The following is an 18,948-nucleotide window of genomic DNA, read 5'->3' as shown; positions in this document are numbered from 1 at the left end:
GGCTGCGCTTTTCAGCGCACGAAGAGCTTGTAGACCAGCTTCTGCAGCGCCTTGCCGTAAGGGGGATAGATCATTCGCGCGGCATTGAAACGTTGCTTGATAAAGACGCCTTTGGCCTTGCTGAAGGTGAGGAATCCATCGTGCCCGTGGTAGTGGCCCATTCCCGACGGACCAACGCCCCCAAACGGCAGATCATCCTGGGCGACATGCAGCAGCGTGTCGTTGAGGCAGACCCCACCGGAATGGGTGTGACGCAGCACATGGCGCTGCTCGGCTCGGTCGTAGCCGAAGTAATACAGCGCCAGCGGCCGGGGGCGTGCGTTGACATAGGCGAGGGCCTGACCGATCTCGTCGTAAGGCACCACCGGCAGCAGCGGGCCAAAGATCTCGTCCTGCATGACTTGCATCTCGTCGGTGACGTCGAGCAGCAGGCAGTGCGGCATGCGCCGGTCCTGCCCCTGCTCGAACAGCGGCAGCAGGCGCGCACCCTTGGCCTGGGCGTCGTCCAGATAGCCCTGCAGTCGGGCATGCTGGCGCCGGTTGATGATCGAGGTGTAGTCGGGATTGCCTGCCAGCTGTGGATAAAAGCGCCGAACCACCTTTCGATAGGCCTCGACGAATTCTTCGATGCGCGGCCGGGGTACCAGCACGTAATCCGGCGCGACACAGGTTTGCCCGGCATTGAGCGTCTTGCCAAAGGCGATGCGCTCGGCCGCGTCGGCGAGCGGCACGTCAGTCGAGACGATCGCGGGCGACTTACCGCCCAGTTCGAGCGTCACTGGCGTCAGGTTTTCCGCGGCCGCACGCATCACGTGCCGGCCAACGCTGGTGCTGCCGGTGAACAACAGGTGGTCAAAAGGCAGCTTTGAAAAGGCGATACCCACATCTGCCTCGCCAAGAACAACCGCGACCTGGTCCTCAGGAAAGATCTGCGCGAGCAAGTCCTTGAGTAGTTGACCGGTGGCCGGTGTCGACTCGCTCATCTTCAGCATCACCCGGTTGCCGGCAGCCAGCGCGCCGATCAGCGGGCCGATAGCCAGGTACAACGGGTAATTCCACGGCACGATGATGCCGACCACCCCGAGTGGCTGGTAGACGACGCGGGCGCTGGCGGGCTGAAAAGCCAGTCCTACACGACGTCGAGAAGGCTTCATCCAGCGCGGCAGGTGGCGTTTGGCGTGGCGAATGCCATCCAGGCTGGGCATGATCTCGGCGAGCCGCGTCTCGTCTGCCGAGCGGTTACCGAAGTCCTCACTGATGGCATCGATCACCGGCTGCTGATGACTGGCGAGCAAGTCATGCAGCGCCTCCAGCCACTGCAGGCGATCCGCTGCAGTAGGGCTGGGGTAGGCCTGAAATGCACTGCGCTGACGCTCGAATAACGCCTGCAAACGCTCGGTTTCGAGATGGGTGGGATGCGAATACATAGCGTCGGCAAGCATGAACGATGCTCCGGAAGGGCGACAGAATGAGGATTTCTAGAGTAAAAACTCTAAACTGTCAAACCTGTGCGCATCCACCGCAACCGGGTTACCTTTGCGCTCCGGCCAAGAACGACGAAGTGGCTTTACGCGATGTCCCCAAAACCAAGCACCCGCGAACGTATCCTGCTTGCCAGCCTAGAGCTGTTTAATGCACAGGGCGAACGCAGCGTGACCACGAATCACATCGCTGCGCACTTGGAAATTTCGCCGGGCAACCTCTATTACCACTTCCGCAACAAGCAGGCGATCATCGCTGAGCTGTTTGATCGCTATGAGCGCAATGTCGATGGGTTTCTACAGCTGCCGGAAGGCCGAGCGCTGACCATCGACGACAAGACCGGATACCTCGAAGCGCTGCTCTCGGCAATGTGGGATTACCGTTTCGTGCACCGTGATCTTGAGCATCTGTTGAGCGGCGACGACCAACTTGCCGAGCGCTATCGGTGGTTTGCCAGGCGCCACTTGCTGAGCGCCCAGAAGATCTATCAGGGTTTTGTCGATGCCGGAATTCTCCAGATGACGCCTCCTCAGGTCGAGGCGCTGGCGGTCAATGCCTGGATCATCATGACGTCATGGGTGCCCTTTCTCTGCACCGTAGACGGTTCCGAGGACAAGCGCATGGATAGGAACATGCTGCGTCGAGGAATCTTTCAGCTGCTGACGCTCGAGGAAGGGTTCGTGACGGACGCTGCACGTCCCGGCGTTTCAAGCTTGTTGGCGCAATTGCACGCGCCGCTAATCAACGGGTGAGGTGTCAGCCAACGAGACCGGGCTTGACTGCTATGGCTCCGCCAACCACTCCGGTATCCGCCGTTCCAGGTAATAGCGAGGTTTGAGCGGCGAGCCTTCGACGAAGCCAACGTGCCCGCCGGTCCTGTGCAGTTCCAGGGTGGTGGTTGCGGATAGCTCATCAGGCTCGGGCACGCTGTGGCGGAAGACGAAGGGGTCGTCTTCGGCCTGGATCAGCAGCGTTGGGATGCGGATGTCCGGCAGGAAGTAACGGCTTGAGGCGCGGCGGTAGTAATCGGTTGCATCGGCATAGCCATGCAGTGGAGCGGTGAAGCGGCCGTCAAAGTCCCAGAAGGTGCGCATGCCTTCCAGCGAGCCCAGGCGCCGCAGTGCCGAGAGGTGCGCGTCATCACCCGTGCTTGCGAAGAGGCGCTGCTTATCCCTGACATAGGCGACCATCTCGCGCATGAAATGCGCCTGGTACACCCGCGAGAAGCCCAGGCCGATACGGTCGGCGCACTGGTCCAGGCGAAAGGGCACGGACACCGCCACGGCCTTTTGCAGCGGTGCTGCCTGGCCGGTTTCGCCGAGGTATTTGAGCAATACATTGCCCCCAAGCGAGTAACCCACGGCATACAGCGGCGCCAGCGGCCGTGCGGCCTGTAGGTGAGCTATGACTTCGCTCAGGTCATCGCTCGCACCGGAATGATAGGCGCGGGGGAGCAGGTTCGGCTCGCCAGAGCAGCCTCGCCAGTTGATCGCGACGCTCGCCCACTTCCGACTCGCCAGTTCTTGTTGCAGGCCGAGCACATAGAGCGAGCTCGATGAGCCGGTCAGGCCATGCAATACCAGCACGAGCGGTGCCTCGGGATCATGCGGCCCGTGCCAATCGAGATCGATGAAGTCGCCGTCAGCGAGCCACAGCCGCTCACGACCGCGTGGCAGGAGAGGCGCGCGGCGGCAGAACGGGTTCCAGAGTGTTTGCAGATGGCCGCCGGGCAGCCATCTGGCCGGGGCGAAGGGGTGTTCCATTTCGAGTGCGGCGCTGATATCTGGAATGGTGGTGGGCATGGTCACCCAGGCTTGATTGCAATGCGGGTCCGTATTGCTGGCCGGCTTTGCCCGGCCAGAAGAGCGCTGCTCTGAGGCTTAGTCTGCGCCGCTGCGCTCCCACAGCGCATAGTTCACTTTGCCCGCCTGCTTTTCACGGTGCAGGCGCCAGTTGCCAGGTAGGCCAAGACTGGAGGGGGCAGCTTCGCTCTCGGTATAAATCCAGGCGTGCTTGGCCAACCAGCCTCGGACTTCCAGCAGCTCGCAGGTGGGCTGCAGCAGGTTCTTGTTGAACGGCGGGTCCAGGAACACCAAGTCGAATGGGGTTGGGTTCTGGGTTTCGAGATAGCGCAGGGCGTCGCTTTGCAGCAACTGGCCCTGGCCGCACTTGAGCGTGTCCAGATGCTTGCGCAGATTGGCAATGGCATTGGCGTTTACATCCAGCGCGAGGGCCATGCTGGCACCGCGCGACAGGGCCTCAAGATAAAGTGCGCCACTTCCGGTGAAGGGGTCGAGCACTCTCGCGCCAGAGAGGTACGGCGCGAGCCAGTTGAACAGTGTTTCGCGGACGCGATCAGGGGTCGGTCGCAGGCCATCGGCGTCGGGAAAACCGAAGCGTCGGCTGCGCCACTCACCGCCGATGATACGCAGCTGGCCCTGGCCCCCATGGGCGGAGGGACGGACGGGTGGCTTGGCCATCAATGCTCCGGAACGCTGCTGGGTTGTTCGAGGGGCTTCGTGCTGGGCGGTGGCAGCGGCTTCTGCTCAACCTGCGGGCCCGCGGTGACGATCACGAAGCCGTCCGGGCTCAAATGCTTGTTCATCGCAGCCTTGACGTCTTCGACCGACAACGCCTGGACCTGTTGCATGAAGTCTTCAAGGTAGGTCAGTGGCAGGTCATAGAATCCGATGCTTCCCAGCTGACCGACGATGTCACTGTTGCTGGCCGTGGACAGCGGAAAGCTGCCGGCGACTTCGCGCTTGCTACGTTCCAGCTCAGCGTCGGTTGGGCCGTTCTGCAGGAAGTCGGCTACCAGCCGCTGAACCAGCTCCAGCGTCCCTTCAGCCAGCTCGGCGCGTGTCTGCAGGCTGATCATGAACGGGCCGGCGACCTGCATTGGGCTGAAGCCTGAATAGACGCCGTAGGTCAGGCCGCGCTTTTCGCGGATTTCCTCCATCAGGCGAGTGCCGAAGCCACCGCCGCCGAGAATCTGGTTACCCAGATACAGTGCGGCGTAATCCGGATGGCCGCGCGGAATCCCGAGTTGCGCCAGCATCAGATGAGTCTGGTTGGAGGGAAACTCGATGTGCTGGGTGCCGGCCGTTGGCTCGCTGGGTAAAGGCGGAGGCGGAAGGGCAGGGCCTTGCGGCAGCGCTGCGGAAGCCTGCGCGGCGATGGCTTCGGCCTCCTCGCGGCTGAGGTCGCCAACCAGTGCGATCACGGCGTTGCCTGCGGTGTAGCCTTTTTTATGAAACGCGCGCAGTTCCGCGACGCTGATGCCTGGGATCGACTCGGGCGTGCCTTCGCTGGAGTGAGCATAGGGGTGATCGCCATACAGCTGCTCGAAGAGTTCGAGGCTGGCCAGCTTGCCCGGGTTCTGTTTCTGGAATTCGAAGCCAGCCAGGACCTGGTTCTTGATTCGCTGCAACGAGTCTTCGGGAAAGCTCGGTTGGCCCAAGACCTGGCTGAACAGCTGTAGCGCTTGCTTGCGCTTGTCCGGCTCGCTGAGGCTGCGCAGGCTGGCGACTGCCATGTCGCGGTAGGAGCCGTTGCCGAAATTCGCGCCAAGGCCCTCGAAGCCTTCGGCGATGGCGGTGACATCCTTGCCTTCGACGCCTTCATTGAGCATGGCGTTGGTCAGCATGGCCAGGCCGGGCACGCCGTCATCGTGGCTGCTGCCGGCGGCGAAGGTCAGACGCAGGTCGAACATGGGCAACTGGTGCGCCTCGACGAACAGCACCTTGGCGCCGCCGTCGGTCTGCCAGCTCTGGATGTTCAGTTCACGGCGGGCCAGTGGTTTATCGCCGAGCTCGGCCAACGAGTTCAGCTGCATGCTGGCAGCTTCGGCCTCAATAGCGATGGCTTGTCCGGACTCGGCTGGCGTAGCGACGGTTCCCTCGGTGGGCACCGGGATGGATGCTGCGGTATCGCCGCCCTCGTTGCAGGCGGCCAGGGCGAGGCAGGATGCCAGCGTCAGGCCGAGCAGGCCGCGACGCAACAGGTGGCGATCACTCATCGCTGGACTCCTCGGGTAGCACATGGGCAACGCTCAGGCGTGAGCGGGTGAAATAGGTACGAGCGGCTTGCTGGATCTCTTCCGGGGTAACAGCCTCCAGGGCGCTGAGTTCCTCGTCCATCAGCCGCCAGGAGAGCCCAACGGTTTCGAGCTGGCCGATGGTGGTGGCTTGCTGGGTGATGGAGTCGCGCTCGTAGACCAGTCCGGCGATGACCTGGGCGCGGACCCGCTCCAGCTCCTCGGCCGACGGCGCGCTCTGCTTGAGCTGTTCCAGCTGCTCCCAGAGGCCGGTCTCGACTTCTTCCAGCGTTCGGCCTTTCTGCATGTTTGGCGCAGCGCTTAGAACGAATAGCGTGTCGCCACGGGCGTAGGCGTTGTACCAGGCCGAGGCACTGGTCACCAGTTCCTCGCCGCGTTCGAGCTGCTGGGACAGACGTGCGCTATAGCCGCCGTCGAGCAGCGCGCTGATCAGCCGCAGTGCATGGATCTGATTCGGGTTGTCGCTGGTGGCCAGGCTCGGTGTGTTGAAGGCCATGATCAGGCTGGGTACCTGAGTCTGCACATGCAGGCGTAACCGGCGCTCGCCAGGCTCATCCAACTCCAGAGGTCTCTTGGCGACCGGCAGCGCCTCCTTTTCGATCGGCCCGAAGTAGCGCTCGGCCAAGGTCCGGACTTCGTCCAGCGTGACATCACCGACCACCACCAGGGTTGCGTTGTTGGGCGCGTACCAGCGCTCATACCAGGTGCGCAGCTCCTCGATGGTCATCCGCTTGAGGTCGGCCATCCAGCCAATGGTCGGGATGTGATAGCCGCTGGCGGGGTAGGCCATGGCCTTGAAGCGTTCGAAGGCCAGCGCGCTGGGCTTGTCATCGGTGCGTAGGCGACGCTCTTCCATGATCACTTCGATTTCGCGCTCGAATTCTTCTGGCGGTAGCTTCAGGCTCGCCAGGCGATCGGCTTCCAGTTCGAAGGCGACGGCCAGGCGATCGCGCGCCAGAACCTGGTAATAAGCCGTGTAATCGTCGCTGGTGAACGCATTCTCCTCGGCGCCCAGTTCGCGAAGAATGCGAGAAGCCTCGCCAGGGCCAAGCTTGCGGCTGCCCTTGAACATCATGTGTTCGAGCGCGTGGGACAGGCCTGTCTGGCCGGGCGACTCATAGCTGGAGCCGACCTTGTACCAGAGCTGAGAAACCACGACCGGCGCACGGTGATCTTCGCGCACGATCACCTTTAAGCCGTTATCCAGGAAGAATTCATGGGTGGGTTGGGCTTCGGCAGCCAGGAGCAGCGGTAGGTACAGGGTGCCGAGTAGCAGGGCTGCGGCGCGGCGTAGCATCAGAGACATAGGAAGAAAGGCTCGTTCAGTGATCGATCCCGCCCGCGAGGACGCCGGCTGGTGAGGACACGCGGGCCATGGTACTGGGGGCTTTGTGTCAGGGCAAAGGCATATGGAGGTGCTGTGCTGGTGCGGCAGGCTGGGCGGATGGCCACGCTTAGCGAAGGCCGATGCTCAATGCTAGGATAGCGCCCGTCTGGCTGGTGGCATGTCTACCGGCGTATCGCCCTCTTGAGAAAATCTTCTCCATGTTTGGTTCAAACGACGATAAGAAGGCGCCGGCCGAGGCTGGCGAGAAGAAAGGCTTGTTTGGCTGGTTTCGCAAGAAGCCACAGTCACCCGCGGCCGAGCCGCCGCCTGCCGAGCCTCTGGAAGACAGCCAGCCGTTCGCCGACGAGCCCGATACCGCATTGCCCGACGAGGCAGAGACGGTCGAAGAGTCCCCGGCTGCGGAGCCGGAGCCTGCCCAGGTGCAGCCCGACGAGGAACCGCAGATCAAGCCGGCCGCTGAACTGCCGCTTGAACCCGAGGCAGAGCCCGAGTCGCCAGTGCTCGCCGAGATTGCCGTCGAGCCTGCACCTGCACCGGCCGTGCAAGAGGTTCCAGCCAAGCTGGGCTTCTTCGCCCGGCTCAAACAAGGCCTGTCGAAGACCAGCGCCAGCATTGGCGAAGGCATGGCCAGTCTGTTCCTTGGCAAGAAGGCCATCGATGATGACCTGCTCGATGAGCTGGAAACCCGCCTGCTAACTGCCGATGTTGGCGTTGAGGCCACCACCGCCATCATGCAGAACCTGGCGCGCCGAGTCTCGCGCAAGGAGCTGGCAGACAGCGGTGCGCTGTACAAGGCGTTGCAGGAAGAGCTCGCCGGCCTGCTCAAGCCTGTCGAGCAACCGTTGCTGATCGACGGCAGCAAGCATCCGTTCGTGATCCTGGTAGTAGGTGTCAACGGCGTTGGCAAGACCACGACCATTGGCAAACTGGCGAAGAAGCTGCAGCTCGAAGGCAAGAAAGTCATGCTGGCCGCAGGCGATACCTTTCGTGCGGCGGCCGTCGAGCAGCTGCAGATCTGGGGTGAGCGCAACAACATTGCTGTGATCGCTCAGCACACGGGCGCGGATTCCGCCTCGGTGATCTTCGATGCGGTGCAAGCGGCCAAGGCCCGGGGCATCGACGTGCTCATCGCCGATACGGCCGGGCGCCTGCATACCAAGGACAACCTGATGGAGGAGCTGAAAAAGGTCCGTCGGGTGATGGGCAAGCTCGACGACACTGCGCCGCACGAAGTGCTGCTGGTGCTCGACGCCGGAACCGGTCAGAACGCGATCAACCAGACCAAGCAGTTCAATCAATCAGTGGAGCTGACTGGCCTGGCACTGACCAAGCTCGATGGCACCGCCAAAGGCGGCGTGATCTTTGCGCTGGCCAAACAGTTCGGCACGCCGATCCGCTACATCGGTGTCGGTGAGGGCATCGATGACTTGCGAACCTTCGAGGCGGACGCCTTCGTCAACGCGCTGTTCGCCGAGAAAGGGACGGGCGGAGCCTCGTCATGATCCGGTTCGAGCAGGTGGGCAAGCGCTATCCCAACGGCCACGTCGGATTGCACGAGCTTTCCTTCCATGTGCAACGCGGCGAATTTCTCTTCGTTACCGGGCACTCCGGCGCCGGTAAGAGCACCTTGTTGCGTTTGCTGCTGGCGATGGAAAGGCCCAGCAGTGGCAAGCTGCTATTGGCCGGCCAGGACCTGTCGCGTATCAGCAATGCGCAGATCCCCTTTCTTCGTCGGCAGATCGGCGTGGTATTCCAGAACCACCAACTGCTGTTTGATCGCACCGTGTTCGACAATGCCGCATTGCCGTTGCAGATCCTCGGGCTTAACAAGCGCGAAATCGGCCAGCGCGTGATGACCGCCCTAGAACGCGTCAGTCTGAAGGATAAAGCGCTGCAGTATCCCTCGGACCTTTCCACCGGTCAGCAACAGCGGGTCGGCATTGCCCGCGCCGTGGTGCATCGCCCGGCATTGCTGCTCGCCGACGAACCGACTGGCAACCTCGACCCGCGTCTCGCGGCTGAAATCATGGGCGTATTCGAAGACATCAACCGCCTCGGCACCACGGTGCTGATTGCCAGTCACGATCTGGCGCTGATTGCCCGCATGCGTCATCGCATGCTCACGCTGCAACGTGGCCGATTGATCGGCGACGGGGAGGCCACCCGATGAGCGCACCCGAGCAGAACCCGAATCCAGCCGAACGCGCGGGCGGTGTACGCAACAAGCCCGACCAGCCAAAGAGCGATGAACCGGACTTCAAGACCCTCTTTCATGCCTGGGTGGAAAGCCACCGAGCCAGCGTGGTCGACAGCGTCGGCAGGCTGATCAAGCAACCGATCGGCAGCTTTTTCACCTGCCTGGTCATGGCGGTCGCATTGAGCTTGCCGATGGGCCTGGCGCTGTTGCTGGACAATGTCGAGCGACTCGGCGGCTCCTGGCAACGGGCGGCGCAGATTTCGCTGTTCATGCAGCTGGATGTGGACGGGGCGCAGGGCCAGGTGCTGCGCGAGCAAGTCCGGGCGATGCCCGACGTGTCCGAAGCCAGCTGGATCAGTCGCGAGCAGGCGCTGGAAGAGTTTCAACAACTGTCGGGGCTCGGCGAGGCCTTGCGAGAACTGCCGGAGAACCCGCTGCCTGGTGTCATCCTGGTGACGCCCAACGAGGTTGATCGCGATAACCTCGAGGCGCTGCGCCAACGCTTGGCGGAGCTGCCCGGCGTCGAGCAGGCGCAGCTGGACCTGCTTTGGGTGGAGCGGTTGACTGCGATTCTCAAGTTGGGTGATCGGTTCGTGTTTGGCCTTAGCCTGTTGCTGATCGCCACGCTGCTGCTGGTCATCGGTAATACCATCCGCTTGCATATCGAAAACCGGCGCACCGAGATAGAGGTGGTGAAGCTGGTCGGTGGTACAGACGGTTACGTCCGCCGCCCGTTCCTCTATATGGGCGCGTTGTACGGCTTGGGTGCTGGCCTGATCGCCTGGGTCTTGTTGGCGTATGGGCTTGGCTGGCTGAACGAAGCGGTCGTTGGGCTCGCGGGCTTGTATGGCAGTGATTTCGGTTTGGCAGGCGTGCCGGCCGATGATGGTCTCTCGCTCGTGCTCGGTGCCGTGCTGCTGGGTTACATAGGCGCCTGGTTAGCCGTTGCACGGCATCTAAGTGAGCTTGCTCCGCGATAAGCTGTTGATTTTATTGGTCTTATATTGCTGTAAGGAAACTTTTCCGCAGACTTGCAGTCTCATGCGGCAGTGCTAAACTGCTGCAGCTTCATTTTTGGAGGACCTGCATGACATCTAATCTCCAGCCTGTTCAAGCCCTGGTCCCGGGAGGCAATCTCGAGGCTTATGTGCAGACGGTCAACAGCATTCCGCTGCTCACGGTCGAGCAGGAGCGCGAGTTGGCTGGCCGTCTGTTCTACCAGCAAGACTTGGAGGCCGCCCGTCAGATGGTGCTGGCCCACTTGCGTTTCGTTGTACATATCGCCCGTAGCTATTCCGGCTACGGCCTGGCACAGGCCGATCTGATCCAAGAAGGCAATGTCGGTTTGATGAAGGCAGTCAAGCGCTTCAACCCGGAAATGGGTGTGCGCCTGGTTTCCTTTGCCGTGCATTGGATCAAGGCCGAGATTCACGAGTTCATCCTGCGCAACTGGCGCATCGTCAAGGTCGCCACGACCAAAGCGCAACGCAAGCTGTTCTTCAACCTGCGTAGCCAGAAGAAGCGTCTGGCCTGGCTGAACAACGATGAGGTCGAGCGGGTTGCCGACAGTTTGGGCGTTGAGGCCCGTGAAGTCCGCGAGATGGAAAGCCGACTCACCGGGCACGATATGGCTTTCGATCCCTCTGCCGATGCGGATGACGACAGCGCCTATCAGTCGCCCGCGCATTATCTCGAGGATCATCGCTACGACCCGGCGCGGCAACTTGAGGACGCCGATTGGAGTGATAACTCCAACTCGAACCTGCACGAGGCGCTGGACACGCTGGATGAGCGTAGCCGCGATATCCTTCAGCAGCGCTGGTTGAGCGATGCCAAAGCGACTCTGCACGATCTCGCCGCCAAGTATGGGGTTTCTGCTGAGCGGATTCGTCAGCTTGAGAAAAATGCGATGAACAAGCTCAAGGGTTCCATTCAGGCTTGATAGTCCTAGCCTAAATCTTCATCCCGAGCCCAAAGGCGCTGCAACTGCAGCGCCTTTTTTTTGCTTTCGACCTTGCGGTGGGGTTCACAGCCCGATGATCGCTGGCGTCAGCGGCAGTGCCTGGAGCTCTCCAGGCTGTCGGTAAGGGCAATCAACAATTGGGCCGCGCTGATGGGTTTGTGTAGCCAGGTGATTCCCGTGTCTTCGGCGTTTTGCTCGAAATGGCTGGCCGCCGATATCACGATGATCGGCAGGTCACGCGTGTCAGGGTTGTTACGCACTTCGTCAATCAGCTCGCGTCCGCTGCCGTCAGGCAAATGCAAATCGAGCGTCATCGCCTCGTAACGGGTGCTGGCCAGCTTGTCGCGAGCCGCGTGCAGGCTCTGCGCGCGGTCAACCGCGTAACCGGCATCGCGCAGCATCAGCAGCAGCAACCGGCCGGTATCCGGTTCGTCTTCGATTACCAGCAGGCGAGGCCGGCCCAAGTCGGGAACCACGGTGGTCGATTCAAGTATGGGCAACTCACACCAGAACGTTGTGCCTTGACCTTCGGCCGTATCAAAGCCGACACGACCTCCCATCCGCTCGATGAATTCCCTGGTAATGGCAAGCCCCAGGCCGGTGCCGCCCTTCTGGCGACTGTCGGAGGCATCAGCTTGCGCAAATTTCTCGAACACCCGCGTCTGGAAGCTTGCCGGGATGCCCGGGCCCTGATCGGTAACGCTGATGCGGACATGGCTGGCGTTGGGCCGGCTGCAGTGCAGGGTGACCTGGCCACCTTCTGGCGTGTACTTGATGGCGTTGGAGAGGAAGTTGGTCAGCACCTGCTGCAGGCGCACCCCGTCGACCCAGACATGCACGTTGGCCGGATCGCGAAGTATGCAGTCCACCCCGAAATGTGCGGCGAATGCCTGGTTGCTGACTAGCGCCTCGTCCAGCAATTGGCGCAATGAGTGCTCGCGCATATCGAAGGCCATCTTGCCTGCGGTGACTTTTTCCATGTCCAATAGATCGTTGATCAGGTAACCCAGCCGCAGACTGTTGCGGTGCGCGATCTCGAGCATCTGCTGCATGGCAGGAGGCGTATCGCCCATGGCGCCACCGGTAATCAGGCCCAGGGCACCGCTGATGGATGTAAGCGGGGTGCGCAGTTCATGGCTTACCGTCGAGACGAACTCGTCTTTCATTTGCTCGATGCGCTTGTGCTCGGTCAGGTCCATGCTGGTGCCGCTGACGCGCAACGGCTGGCCATTGCGGTCGCGCTGAATGTAGCCGCGGATCAGCACAGGCGTGATCTTGCCGCTTTTATGCTGCAGGCGTAGCTCGGTGGTGAAGTGATCGGCGGTCGAGCGCATGGTCTCGGTCAGTTGGGCTCGTCCCTGAGGCAGATCCTCGGCTACGATGAGTCGCTCCCAGAGCTTGAGATCTGAACTCAACTCGCCGGGACGGTAGCCGAGCATGTGCCAGGCGCGCGGCGATGCATAGAAGGTGCCTGCATCCATATTCATGTCCCACAGCCCGTCATTGCTGCCTTTGAGCGCAAGGCTGAGACGCTCTTCGCTGAGCTGAAGGGCGCGTTTGTTTTCCCGGATGTCTTCGGTCATCTGCTGCGCCAGCGCCTCGGCACGGCGGTGTCTGAGCGACAACGAAAACGTCAGCAGAAACAATAACGCGCTCAGACCGGTGCCGAGGCCCGCTATCAGTCCCTTGTTGGTATGGAAAAACTGCTCGAAGGCTGGGCGACTCTCCAGGCGCAGTGTCCATGTCTGGCCATAAAGGTTCAGCTGTACGACCTTGCTGTATTTGGACTGCCCGATATCAGGGGCATCTTGACTGGCAAAGATCAGCTGCTCGGTTTGCTCGGAATCGCCTGCGTAGATGTGCAAACTGAGGTTTGGATTGGCTGCGCCGAGGATGCCTCGCATCAAGTCGTCCAGCCGATAGGGGCTGTAGACGAAGCCCTTTAACGCCTGCAGGCGTTGTGTCACCGAGGTGAGCGGCTCGTCAGAACGGTACAGCGGTACATACATCAAGATGCCTGCTTGTACTTTGCCGTGGGTCTCCTGGCGTAACGTGACTTTGCCTGTGATCTGGGTTCTTCCGGTTTCGGCAGCGCCAAGCATGGCCTGCCGGCGAACCGGCTCGGAGAGCATGTCGAAACCGAAAGCGGCCAGGTTGCGATCGCGGAAGGGCTCGAGGAAGACGATGGGGGTATATAGCGGGCGGTCCGCCCCTTGCGGGTGGACAACGTATTGGTCGTAACCTTCAGCCCGGACGCTCCGCACATGGTTTTCGAGATCCGACGGCAACACGGCCTTGGCGAAACCGACGCCCTGTATGCCGGGGTAGCGCTCGGCCAGTTGCAGTCGCTCGTTGTATTCACGCCAATCCGCGCGTGATATCTCTCCAGAGGCATCAAACAGTCCAGCCGCCCCGAGCAGGATCTGCTCGTGGTCCGTCATGCGTTTATGAATGGCCTCAATAGTGGTGTTTACCAGCAGGTCGAACTGCTTGAGCGCTGCCCGCTCCTCTTTCACCTGCAGATGATTGAGAAGGGCCAGCTGTACCAACAGCGCTACCCCGAGGACGAGCCAGGCGATGCTGTTACGCCAGTGAAAGAATTGCCGCACCTTACCGAAAGGTGCACTTGTTTCTCTCATACTATCTGCCGTGCGTGAGTGATAAATGGCGAGAAGGTATCGTCGGCCGGTTTTGGCGCCCTTCCTCACATGCGGAGCGTAGCCCGGCATTCACCCATGTATTCATCGCAGCTTACTCGCTGGAATGGCGTACTGCCATAACGCCCCGACAGAGCGCACCGGCTGTTGCGTTGGTCTTTGGACGGGCGCTAAAGCCGGCCCGTCACCGTTCCGGGTTACCGTCAGCGTGACTCACTCGTCCGTAGTTTGTTCAGGTATCCGCTGCCGCCCAGTTGTCTCACCTGCTTTCTTATCCAGGCGGCGCGACTGCGCACATGCGGACCGGGTCGACCCGCATTCCATTCGCGGGGGTTGGGCAGCACAGCGGCCAACTGACTGGCCTGGCTGGCAGACAGGTAAGGCGCGCCAATACCGAAGTGATGCTGCGCAGCTGCCTCGGCACCGAATATTCCAACGCCCCATTCGACACTGTTCAGATAGACTTCCAGAATCCGCTGTTTCGGCCACAGCAGTTCGATCCAGCCGGTGAACCAGACTTCCAGGCCCTTGCGCAGCCAGCTGCGCCCGGACCAAAGAAACAGGTTCTTCGCCACCTGCTGGCTCAGCGTGCTGGCGCCACGGAGCGAACCACCGCGTTCGTTATGCTCGAACGCGGCGCGAATCGCCGCGATATCGAAACCCCAATGGCCAGCAAACTTCTGGTCTTCGGCCGCGATGACGGACATCTTCAGGTCGTCCGGCAGTTCTTTCCAGGGTCGCCAACTACGCTCCAGGTCGATGCTTTCACCACTGGTCCAGGATTCGATCTTGCGTTCAACCATCAATGCAGTGAAGGGCGGTGGCACCCACCGCAATACCAGCACCAGTAGCACGGACAGTGCGGTCAGCCATAGCAGCAGTTTGGTGAGTCGGCGTAGCAGGGCTCGAAGCATGGGGCGTGGTCGCAGCCGGGGAGAACGGGCATTATAACGGTGCATACAGTCCCTGACCGGAAGGCCCCCGAATGATTCGCCCGTTTCTTATGCTCGCCGGATTCTTCGGTTTGACCGGCGTCGCGCTTGGCGCCTTTGCAGCCCATGGATTGAAAAGTCGTCTGGCTGCTGACTACCTCGCCGTGTTCCAGACCAGCGTGCACTACCAACTGATCCACGCCCTGGCGTTATTCGGCATCGCCTTGCTGGCGCTGCATGCGCCGAGCCGTTTGCTGATCGCAGCAGGTAGCCTGTTCACGCTGGGTGTCCTGTTGTTTTCCGGCAGTCTCTATCTGCTGGCTCTGACGGGCATCGGCAAGCTTGGAATCATCACGCCAATTGGTGGTACGGCGTTTCTGGCCGGCTGGATCTGTTTGATGGTGGCGGCCTGGAACCTGCGCGTCTGATCGGTCGTACGCTTGCGGCGGGGATGAATGGTGGCTGCGGCTGCCTTGGTGGACCGAGTCGATCGGGCTAGAATGCTGGCCCTTTCGCAATGGTGGCGATCACTATGCACATCCAGTTGAACGGCGAGCGCTACGAGCTCCCTGACGGTCAGTCGGTGGCCGATCTGCTGCAGCGCCTGGAGCTGACTGGGCGCCGACTGGCGGTCGAGCTCAATCGCGAGATCGTGCCGCGTAGCCAACATGCCGCGACGGAGCTGGTCGAGGGCGACCAGATCGAAGTCGTACATGCGATTGGTGGCGGCTGACACGAGCCCCGCCGCGTCGATATTCCCGGACGTCGCCCGTGCAGCGGCGTAATTCACGCTTCATTTGATCTGTACAGGATGGTCGCATGAGCCCAGTTCCGCACGACAAACCCTTCACGCTTGCTGGCCGCACCTATCAGTCGCGCCTGCTGGTAGGCACCGGTAAATACAAGGATCTCGACGAGACCCGAGCCGCCATCGAAGCGTCCGGTGCGCAGATCGTCACCGTTGCGGTGCGCCGTACCAACATCGGCCAGAACCCGGGCGAGCCTAATTTGCTGGATGTGATCTCGCCGGACCGCTATACGATCCTGCCGAACACTGCCGGTTGCTATGACGCCGAAGAGGCTGTGCGCACCTGCCGCCTGGCCCGTGAACTGCTCGACGGGCACAAGCTGGTCAAGCTGGAAGTACTGGCAGATCAAAAGACCCTGTTCCCCAACGTGATTGAAACCCTCAAGGCAGCAGAAGTGCTGGTCAAGGACGGTTTTGACGTCATGGTGTACACCAGCGACGACCCGATCATTGCCCGCCAGCTGGCCGAAATGGGCTGCATCGCGGTCATGCCGCTGGCCGGCCTGATCGGTACGGGGTTGGGTATCTGCAACCCCTACAATCTGCGCATCATTCTTGAAGAAGCCAAGGTTCCGGTTCTGGTTGACGCCGGGGTCGGCACGGCATCCGACGCGACCATCGCCATGGAACTCGGTTGCGAAGCTGTGCTGATGAACAGCGCCATTGCACACGCGCAGAATCCGGTGCTGATGGCTGAGGCCATGAAGTACGCGATCGACGCCGGCCGTCTGGCCTATCTGGCTGGCCGCATGCCGAAGAAACTCTATGCAAGTGCCTCTTCGCCGCTGGAAGGTCTGATTCGCTAGTTCTTCCTTTCCTGTTTCTGGCCGCGTGATCGCTCGATCACGCGGCCGGTCTTTTTTTAATCTGTAGGTTCGTTCATGAGTGACATTCCAACCCCGGCCGAAGGCCAACGGCGCATGCGCACCATCAAGAGTTTCGTGATGCGTGCCGGTCGCATGACCGAAGGTCAGCAACGTGGCCTGGATCAAGGCTGGCCGCGGTTCGGCCTGGAGCTGGCGGACGGCCTGCAAAATTTCGATGAGGTGTTCGGGCGGCAGGCGCCACGTACCTTCGAGATTGGCTTTGGCATGGGCCACTCGACCCTGGAAATGGCCGCGGCGGCGCCTGAACAGGACTTCATTGCGGTCGAAGTGCACTCGCCGGGCGTTGGGGCGCTACTAAGCGGACTTTTGTCACAAGATCTGAATAACGTACGCATCTACAGTTGCGATGCACTCGAAGTGCTGCGTGAATGCGTCCCCGATGCAAGCCTGGACCGGGTCCTGCTGTTTTTCCCCGATCCCTGGCACAAAAGTCGCCACCATAAGCGGCGCATCGTCCAGCCGGCGTTCGCCGAACTGGTGCGGCAAAAACTCAAAGTCGGCGGTGTGCTGCACATGGCGACTGACTGGGAAGCCTATGCGGAGCACATGCTCGAGGTCATGAGCGTTGCGCCTGGCTATCGTAACCAGTCGACGAGTGGTCAGTACATCGAGCGCCCCTCGGAGCGTCCGACGACCAAGTTCGAGCGTCGCGGTGAACGACTCGGTCACGGCGTCTGGGACCTCAAGTTCGAGCGCATCGACTGACCGACTGAAATACGTATCACCGCTGCATCCACCAGAGCCGCGACCCAGCGGCCCAGGGACGATCCAATAACGACAAATGCCAGGAAGGCACGGATCCCCAACATCTCTACTAGCGCTCTGCCTGCGGTTCAGAGCCGTCATCTGCCGCGCCAGCCGCGCTGCAAGGAGCAAACAGATGTATAGAAAATTCGGAATTCTGCTGCTGGCGGCCTGCGCCAGCCAGGCTCAAGCCAAGGTCGACGACCTGCAGGCCGTACGCCTGGGCCAGGACCTGACCCCGCTGGGTGCCGAGCGCGCGGGCAACGCCGCTGGCACCATTCCTGCCTGGACCGGCGGTGTGCAGCCACCCGCAGGCTACGAAGTGGGTATGCACCACCTGGACCCTTACGCGGCCGACGCGGAACTCTACCGAGTGGATCAGAGTAACGTTGGTCAGTACGCCGCATTGTTGCCGGACGGGCTGCGTGCGCTGGTCGAGCGGTATCCCGACTTCCATCTGCGGGTATTCCCAACACGTCGTAGCGCTAACAACCCGCAGCGCATTTATGACGCTACGCGGCTGAACGCGGTCAACGCCGAGCTGATCGCCAACGGCAACGGAATCCAGGGCGCGTTCGCTGGCATTCCGTTCCCCATCCCGCAGGACGGGATGGAAGTAATCTGGAACCATGTCCTGCACTACAAGGGCGACCAGACTCACTTCATCAACAATCAAGCTGTTGTCATCAATGGCAGCCCGACCTATATCAAGCGGGACCGCGAGGTCTACTACGTCTACAACCGTGAAGGCATGACCCAGGCCGATCTGGACAATACCTCGCTGTATTACAAATACCGCGTCACTGCGCCGGCCAAACTGTCAGGTACCGCCCTGGTGGTCCAGGATCCGCTCGATCAGGTGCTGGCGGTGCGCAAGGCCTGGCGCTACAGCCCGGCTGACCGCCGCGTACGCCGATTGCCTTCGCTCGCCTACGATTCACTGCAGCCCGACACCAGCGGTCTGGCCACGGCCGATGTGGTGGATTCGTTCAACGGCGCACCGGACCGCTACGAGTGGAAGCTGGTCGCCAAGCGCGAAATGCTGGTGCCTTACAACAGCTACGCGGTCCACCAGCAGGGCATTGCCTACGACACCATCGTCGGTCGGCGTACCTTGAATCCGGAACTGCTGCGCTATGAGTTGCATCGGGTCTGGATCGTCGACGCCACACTGCGCAAGGGCTTCAGTCACCCCTACGACAAGCGCCGGTTCTATGTCGATGAAGACAGCTGGTCGATTCTGGCTGTGGACCTGTTTGATGAAAAGGGCGAGCTGATCGGGCTGCAGGAAAGCCATCCAATCAGCTATTACGACGTGCCGATGTTCAACAGCACCGTCGAAACGCTCTATCACCTGAAAGACGACAACTACTTTGTTGACGGTCTGGATAACAATGAGCCGATGTATGACTTTGGCGTCAGGCTCGGCCCGCGGGACTTCTCACCGGCAGCGCTGCGGCGTGGTGGCAACTGACAGATTCGCAGCAAACAAAAAGCCGCCTGATGGCGGCTTTTTTTGCATTTGGATTTAGGGGGTGTGCTTGATCAGTTGCGGTCGGCGACGACGCCGATGATGAACAGCACGAGCAGGAGCACCGGCGCCAGGGTGTAGTTGTTGAACTGCCCCAGCCCCTTGGCCAGCCAGGGGCTGAGATAGATGATGCCAAGACCGTAGACCAGTGCGCAGAAGACCACGAAAGCCAGGGTGCGAAGGACGAAATTGAGTCCACCGATGTTCTTCTGTACCCACGCGTTCAAGGTGGGGCCGAACAGGACAAACAGCGTGGCCATGATCGCCAGGGAAATATCGAACAGGTGGTGGCGGCTCCAGCGCGACAGGGTGGCGATGAGGTCGAGTACTAGATCCATGCAG

18 protein-coding genes are annotated in these 18,948 nt (G+C 61.2%); 10 read left to right on the top strand and 8 right to left on the bottom strand.

What is annotated here, in order from left to right; genetic code table 11:
- Positions 1-11: 11 nt before the first annotated feature.
- On the bottom strand, positions 12-1,442 hold the full coding sequence (locus BUE09_RS02865; protein WP_073299197.1) for a coniferyl aldehyde dehydrogenase: 1,431 nt from the start codon (positions 1,440-1,442) through the stop codon (positions 12-14).
- Between the two features lie 132 nt (positions 1,443-1,574).
- Here BUE09_RS02865 and BUE09_RS02860 point away from each other — a divergent pair, with 132 nt between their 5' ends.
- Positions 1,575-2,234 (top strand): TetR/AcrR family transcriptional regulator, encoded by a 660-nt coding sequence (locus BUE09_RS02860; protein ID WP_073299196.1) that lies wholly within the window; start codon positions 1,575-1,577, stop codon positions 2,232-2,234.
- Between the two features lie 30 nt (positions 2,235-2,264).
- Here BUE09_RS02860 and BUE09_RS02855 read toward each other — a convergent pair whose 3' ends face one another.
- From BUE09_RS02855 to BUE09_RS02840, 4 genes are all read right to left on the bottom strand, one after another.
- Entirely contained in the window at positions 2,265-3,245 is a 981-nt protein-coding gene (locus BUE09_RS02855) for a hydrolase (RefSeq protein WP_073299478.1), read from the bottom strand.
- Between the two features lie 117 nt (positions 3,246-3,362).
- Positions 3,363-3,962, bottom strand: a complete 600-nt coding sequence (gene rsmD, locus BUE09_RS02850) for a 16S rRNA (guanine(966)-N(2))-methyltransferase RsmD (RefSeq protein ID WP_073299195.1) — start codon at positions 3,960-3,962, stop codon at positions 3,363-3,365.
- Complete coding sequence (locus BUE09_RS02845) at positions 3,962-5,500, bottom strand: M16 family metallopeptidase (protein WP_073299194.1); 1,539 nt, start codon at positions 5,498-5,500, stop codon at positions 3,962-3,964. Before BUE09_RS02845 ends, rsmD begins: the two co-directional genes overlap by 1 nt.
- Complete coding sequence (locus BUE09_RS02840; RefSeq protein ID WP_073299193.1) at positions 5,493-6,845, bottom strand: M16 family metallopeptidase; 1,353 nt, start codon at positions 6,843-6,845, stop codon at positions 5,493-5,495. The genes BUE09_RS02845 and BUE09_RS02840 overlap by 8 nt, the downstream gene beginning before the upstream one ends.
- Positions 6,846-7,084: 239 nt before the next feature.
- On the opposite strand from BUE09_RS02840, the gene ftsY reads away from it, so the two are divergent.
- From ftsY to rpoH, 4 genes are all read left to right on the top strand, one after another.
- The gene (gene ftsY / locus BUE09_RS02835; RefSeq protein ID WP_073299192.1) at positions 7,085-8,389 is read left to right on the top strand and encodes a signal recognition particle-docking protein FtsY; all 1,305 of its coding nucleotides are present in this window, start codon (positions 7,085-7,087) and stop codon (positions 8,387-8,389) included.
- Positions 8,386-9,057, top strand: coding sequence for a cell division ATP-binding protein FtsE (gene ftsE / locus BUE09_RS02830; protein ID WP_073299191.1), 672 nt, complete (start codon positions 8,386-8,388; stop codon positions 9,055-9,057). The genes ftsY and ftsE overlap by 4 nt, the downstream gene beginning before the upstream one ends.
- Positions 9,054-10,064 carry a permease-like cell division protein FtsX gene (gene ftsX, locus BUE09_RS02825; protein ID WP_073299190.1) on the top strand — a complete coding sequence of 337 codons (1,011 nt, stop codon included), beginning with the start codon at positions 9,054-9,056 and terminating at the stop codon, positions 10,062-10,064. The genes ftsE and ftsX overlap by 4 nt, the downstream gene beginning before the upstream one ends.
- 107 nt (positions 10,065-10,171) lie before the next feature.
- Positions 10,172-11,026, top strand: coding sequence for an RNA polymerase sigma factor RpoH (gene rpoH, locus BUE09_RS02820; protein WP_073299189.1), 855 nt, complete (start codon positions 10,172-10,174; stop codon positions 11,024-11,026).
- Positions 11,027-11,133: 107 nt separating this feature from the next.
- On the opposite strand, the gene BUE09_RS02815 is transcribed toward rpoH, so the two are convergent.
- Positions 11,134-13,686: a hybrid sensor histidine kinase/response regulator gene (locus BUE09_RS02815; protein ID WP_073299188.1), complete on the bottom strand. Its 2,553-nt coding sequence runs from the start codon at positions 13,684-13,686 to the stop codon at positions 11,134-11,136.
- 221 nt (positions 13,687-13,907) lie between these two features.
- Positions 13,908-14,618 carry a monofunctional biosynthetic peptidoglycan transglycosylase gene (gene mtgA, locus BUE09_RS02810; protein WP_073299187.1) on the bottom strand — a complete coding sequence of 237 codons (711 nt, stop codon included), beginning with the start codon at positions 14,616-14,618 and terminating at the stop codon, positions 13,908-13,910.
- 71 nt (positions 14,619-14,689) lie between these two features.
- On the opposite strand from mtgA, the gene BUE09_RS02805 reads away from it, so the two are divergent.
- The 5 genes from BUE09_RS02805 (at position 14,690) to BUE09_RS02785 (ending at position 18,549) form a co-directional block, all read left to right on the top strand.
- Positions 14,690-15,064: a DUF423 domain-containing protein gene (locus BUE09_RS02805; protein ID WP_073299186.1), complete on the top strand. Its 375-nt coding sequence runs from the start codon at positions 14,690-14,692 to the stop codon at positions 15,062-15,064.
- Between the two features lie 104 nt (positions 15,065-15,168).
- Positions 15,169-15,369 (top strand): sulfur carrier protein ThiS, encoded by a 201-nt coding sequence (thiS, locus tag BUE09_RS02800; RefSeq protein ID WP_073299477.1) that lies wholly within the window; start codon positions 15,169-15,171, stop codon positions 15,367-15,369.
- Positions 15,370-15,455: 86 nt separating this feature from the next.
- The gene (locus tag BUE09_RS02795; RefSeq protein WP_073299185.1) at positions 15,456-16,250 is read left to right on the top strand and encodes a thiazole synthase; all 795 of its coding nucleotides are present in this window, start codon (positions 15,456-15,458) and stop codon (positions 16,248-16,250) included.
- Positions 16,251-16,325: 75 nt separating this feature from the next.
- Complete coding sequence (gene trmB / locus BUE09_RS02790) at positions 16,326-17,036, top strand: tRNA (guanosine(46)-N7)-methyltransferase TrmB (RefSeq protein ID WP_073299184.1); 711 nt, start codon at positions 16,326-16,328, stop codon at positions 17,034-17,036.
- Between the two features lie 175 nt (positions 17,037-17,211).
- On the top strand, positions 17,212-18,549 hold the full coding sequence (locus tag BUE09_RS02785) for a DUF1329 domain-containing protein (protein WP_073299183.1): 1,338 nt from the start codon (positions 17,212-17,214) through the stop codon (positions 18,547-18,549).
- A 71-nt stretch (positions 18,550-18,620) separates the two neighbouring features.
- On the opposite strand, the gene BUE09_RS02780 is transcribed toward BUE09_RS02785, so the two are convergent.
- Positions 18,621-18,944, bottom strand: a complete 324-nt coding sequence (locus BUE09_RS02780; RefSeq protein ID WP_073299182.1) for a DUF3392 domain-containing protein — start codon at positions 18,942-18,944, stop codon at positions 18,621-18,623.
- Positions 18,945-18,948 lie beyond the last annotated feature (4 nt).

Origin of the sequence: Stutzerimonas xanthomarina DSM 18231 (genome assembly GCF_900129835.1) — a bacterium.
Classification (GTDB): domain Bacteria; phylum Pseudomonadota; class Gammaproteobacteria; order Pseudomonadales; family Pseudomonadaceae; genus Stutzerimonas; species Stutzerimonas xanthomarina.
Note: the sequence above shows the minus strand (reverse complement) of the source record. Positions and strands in the feature narration are given on the sequence as shown.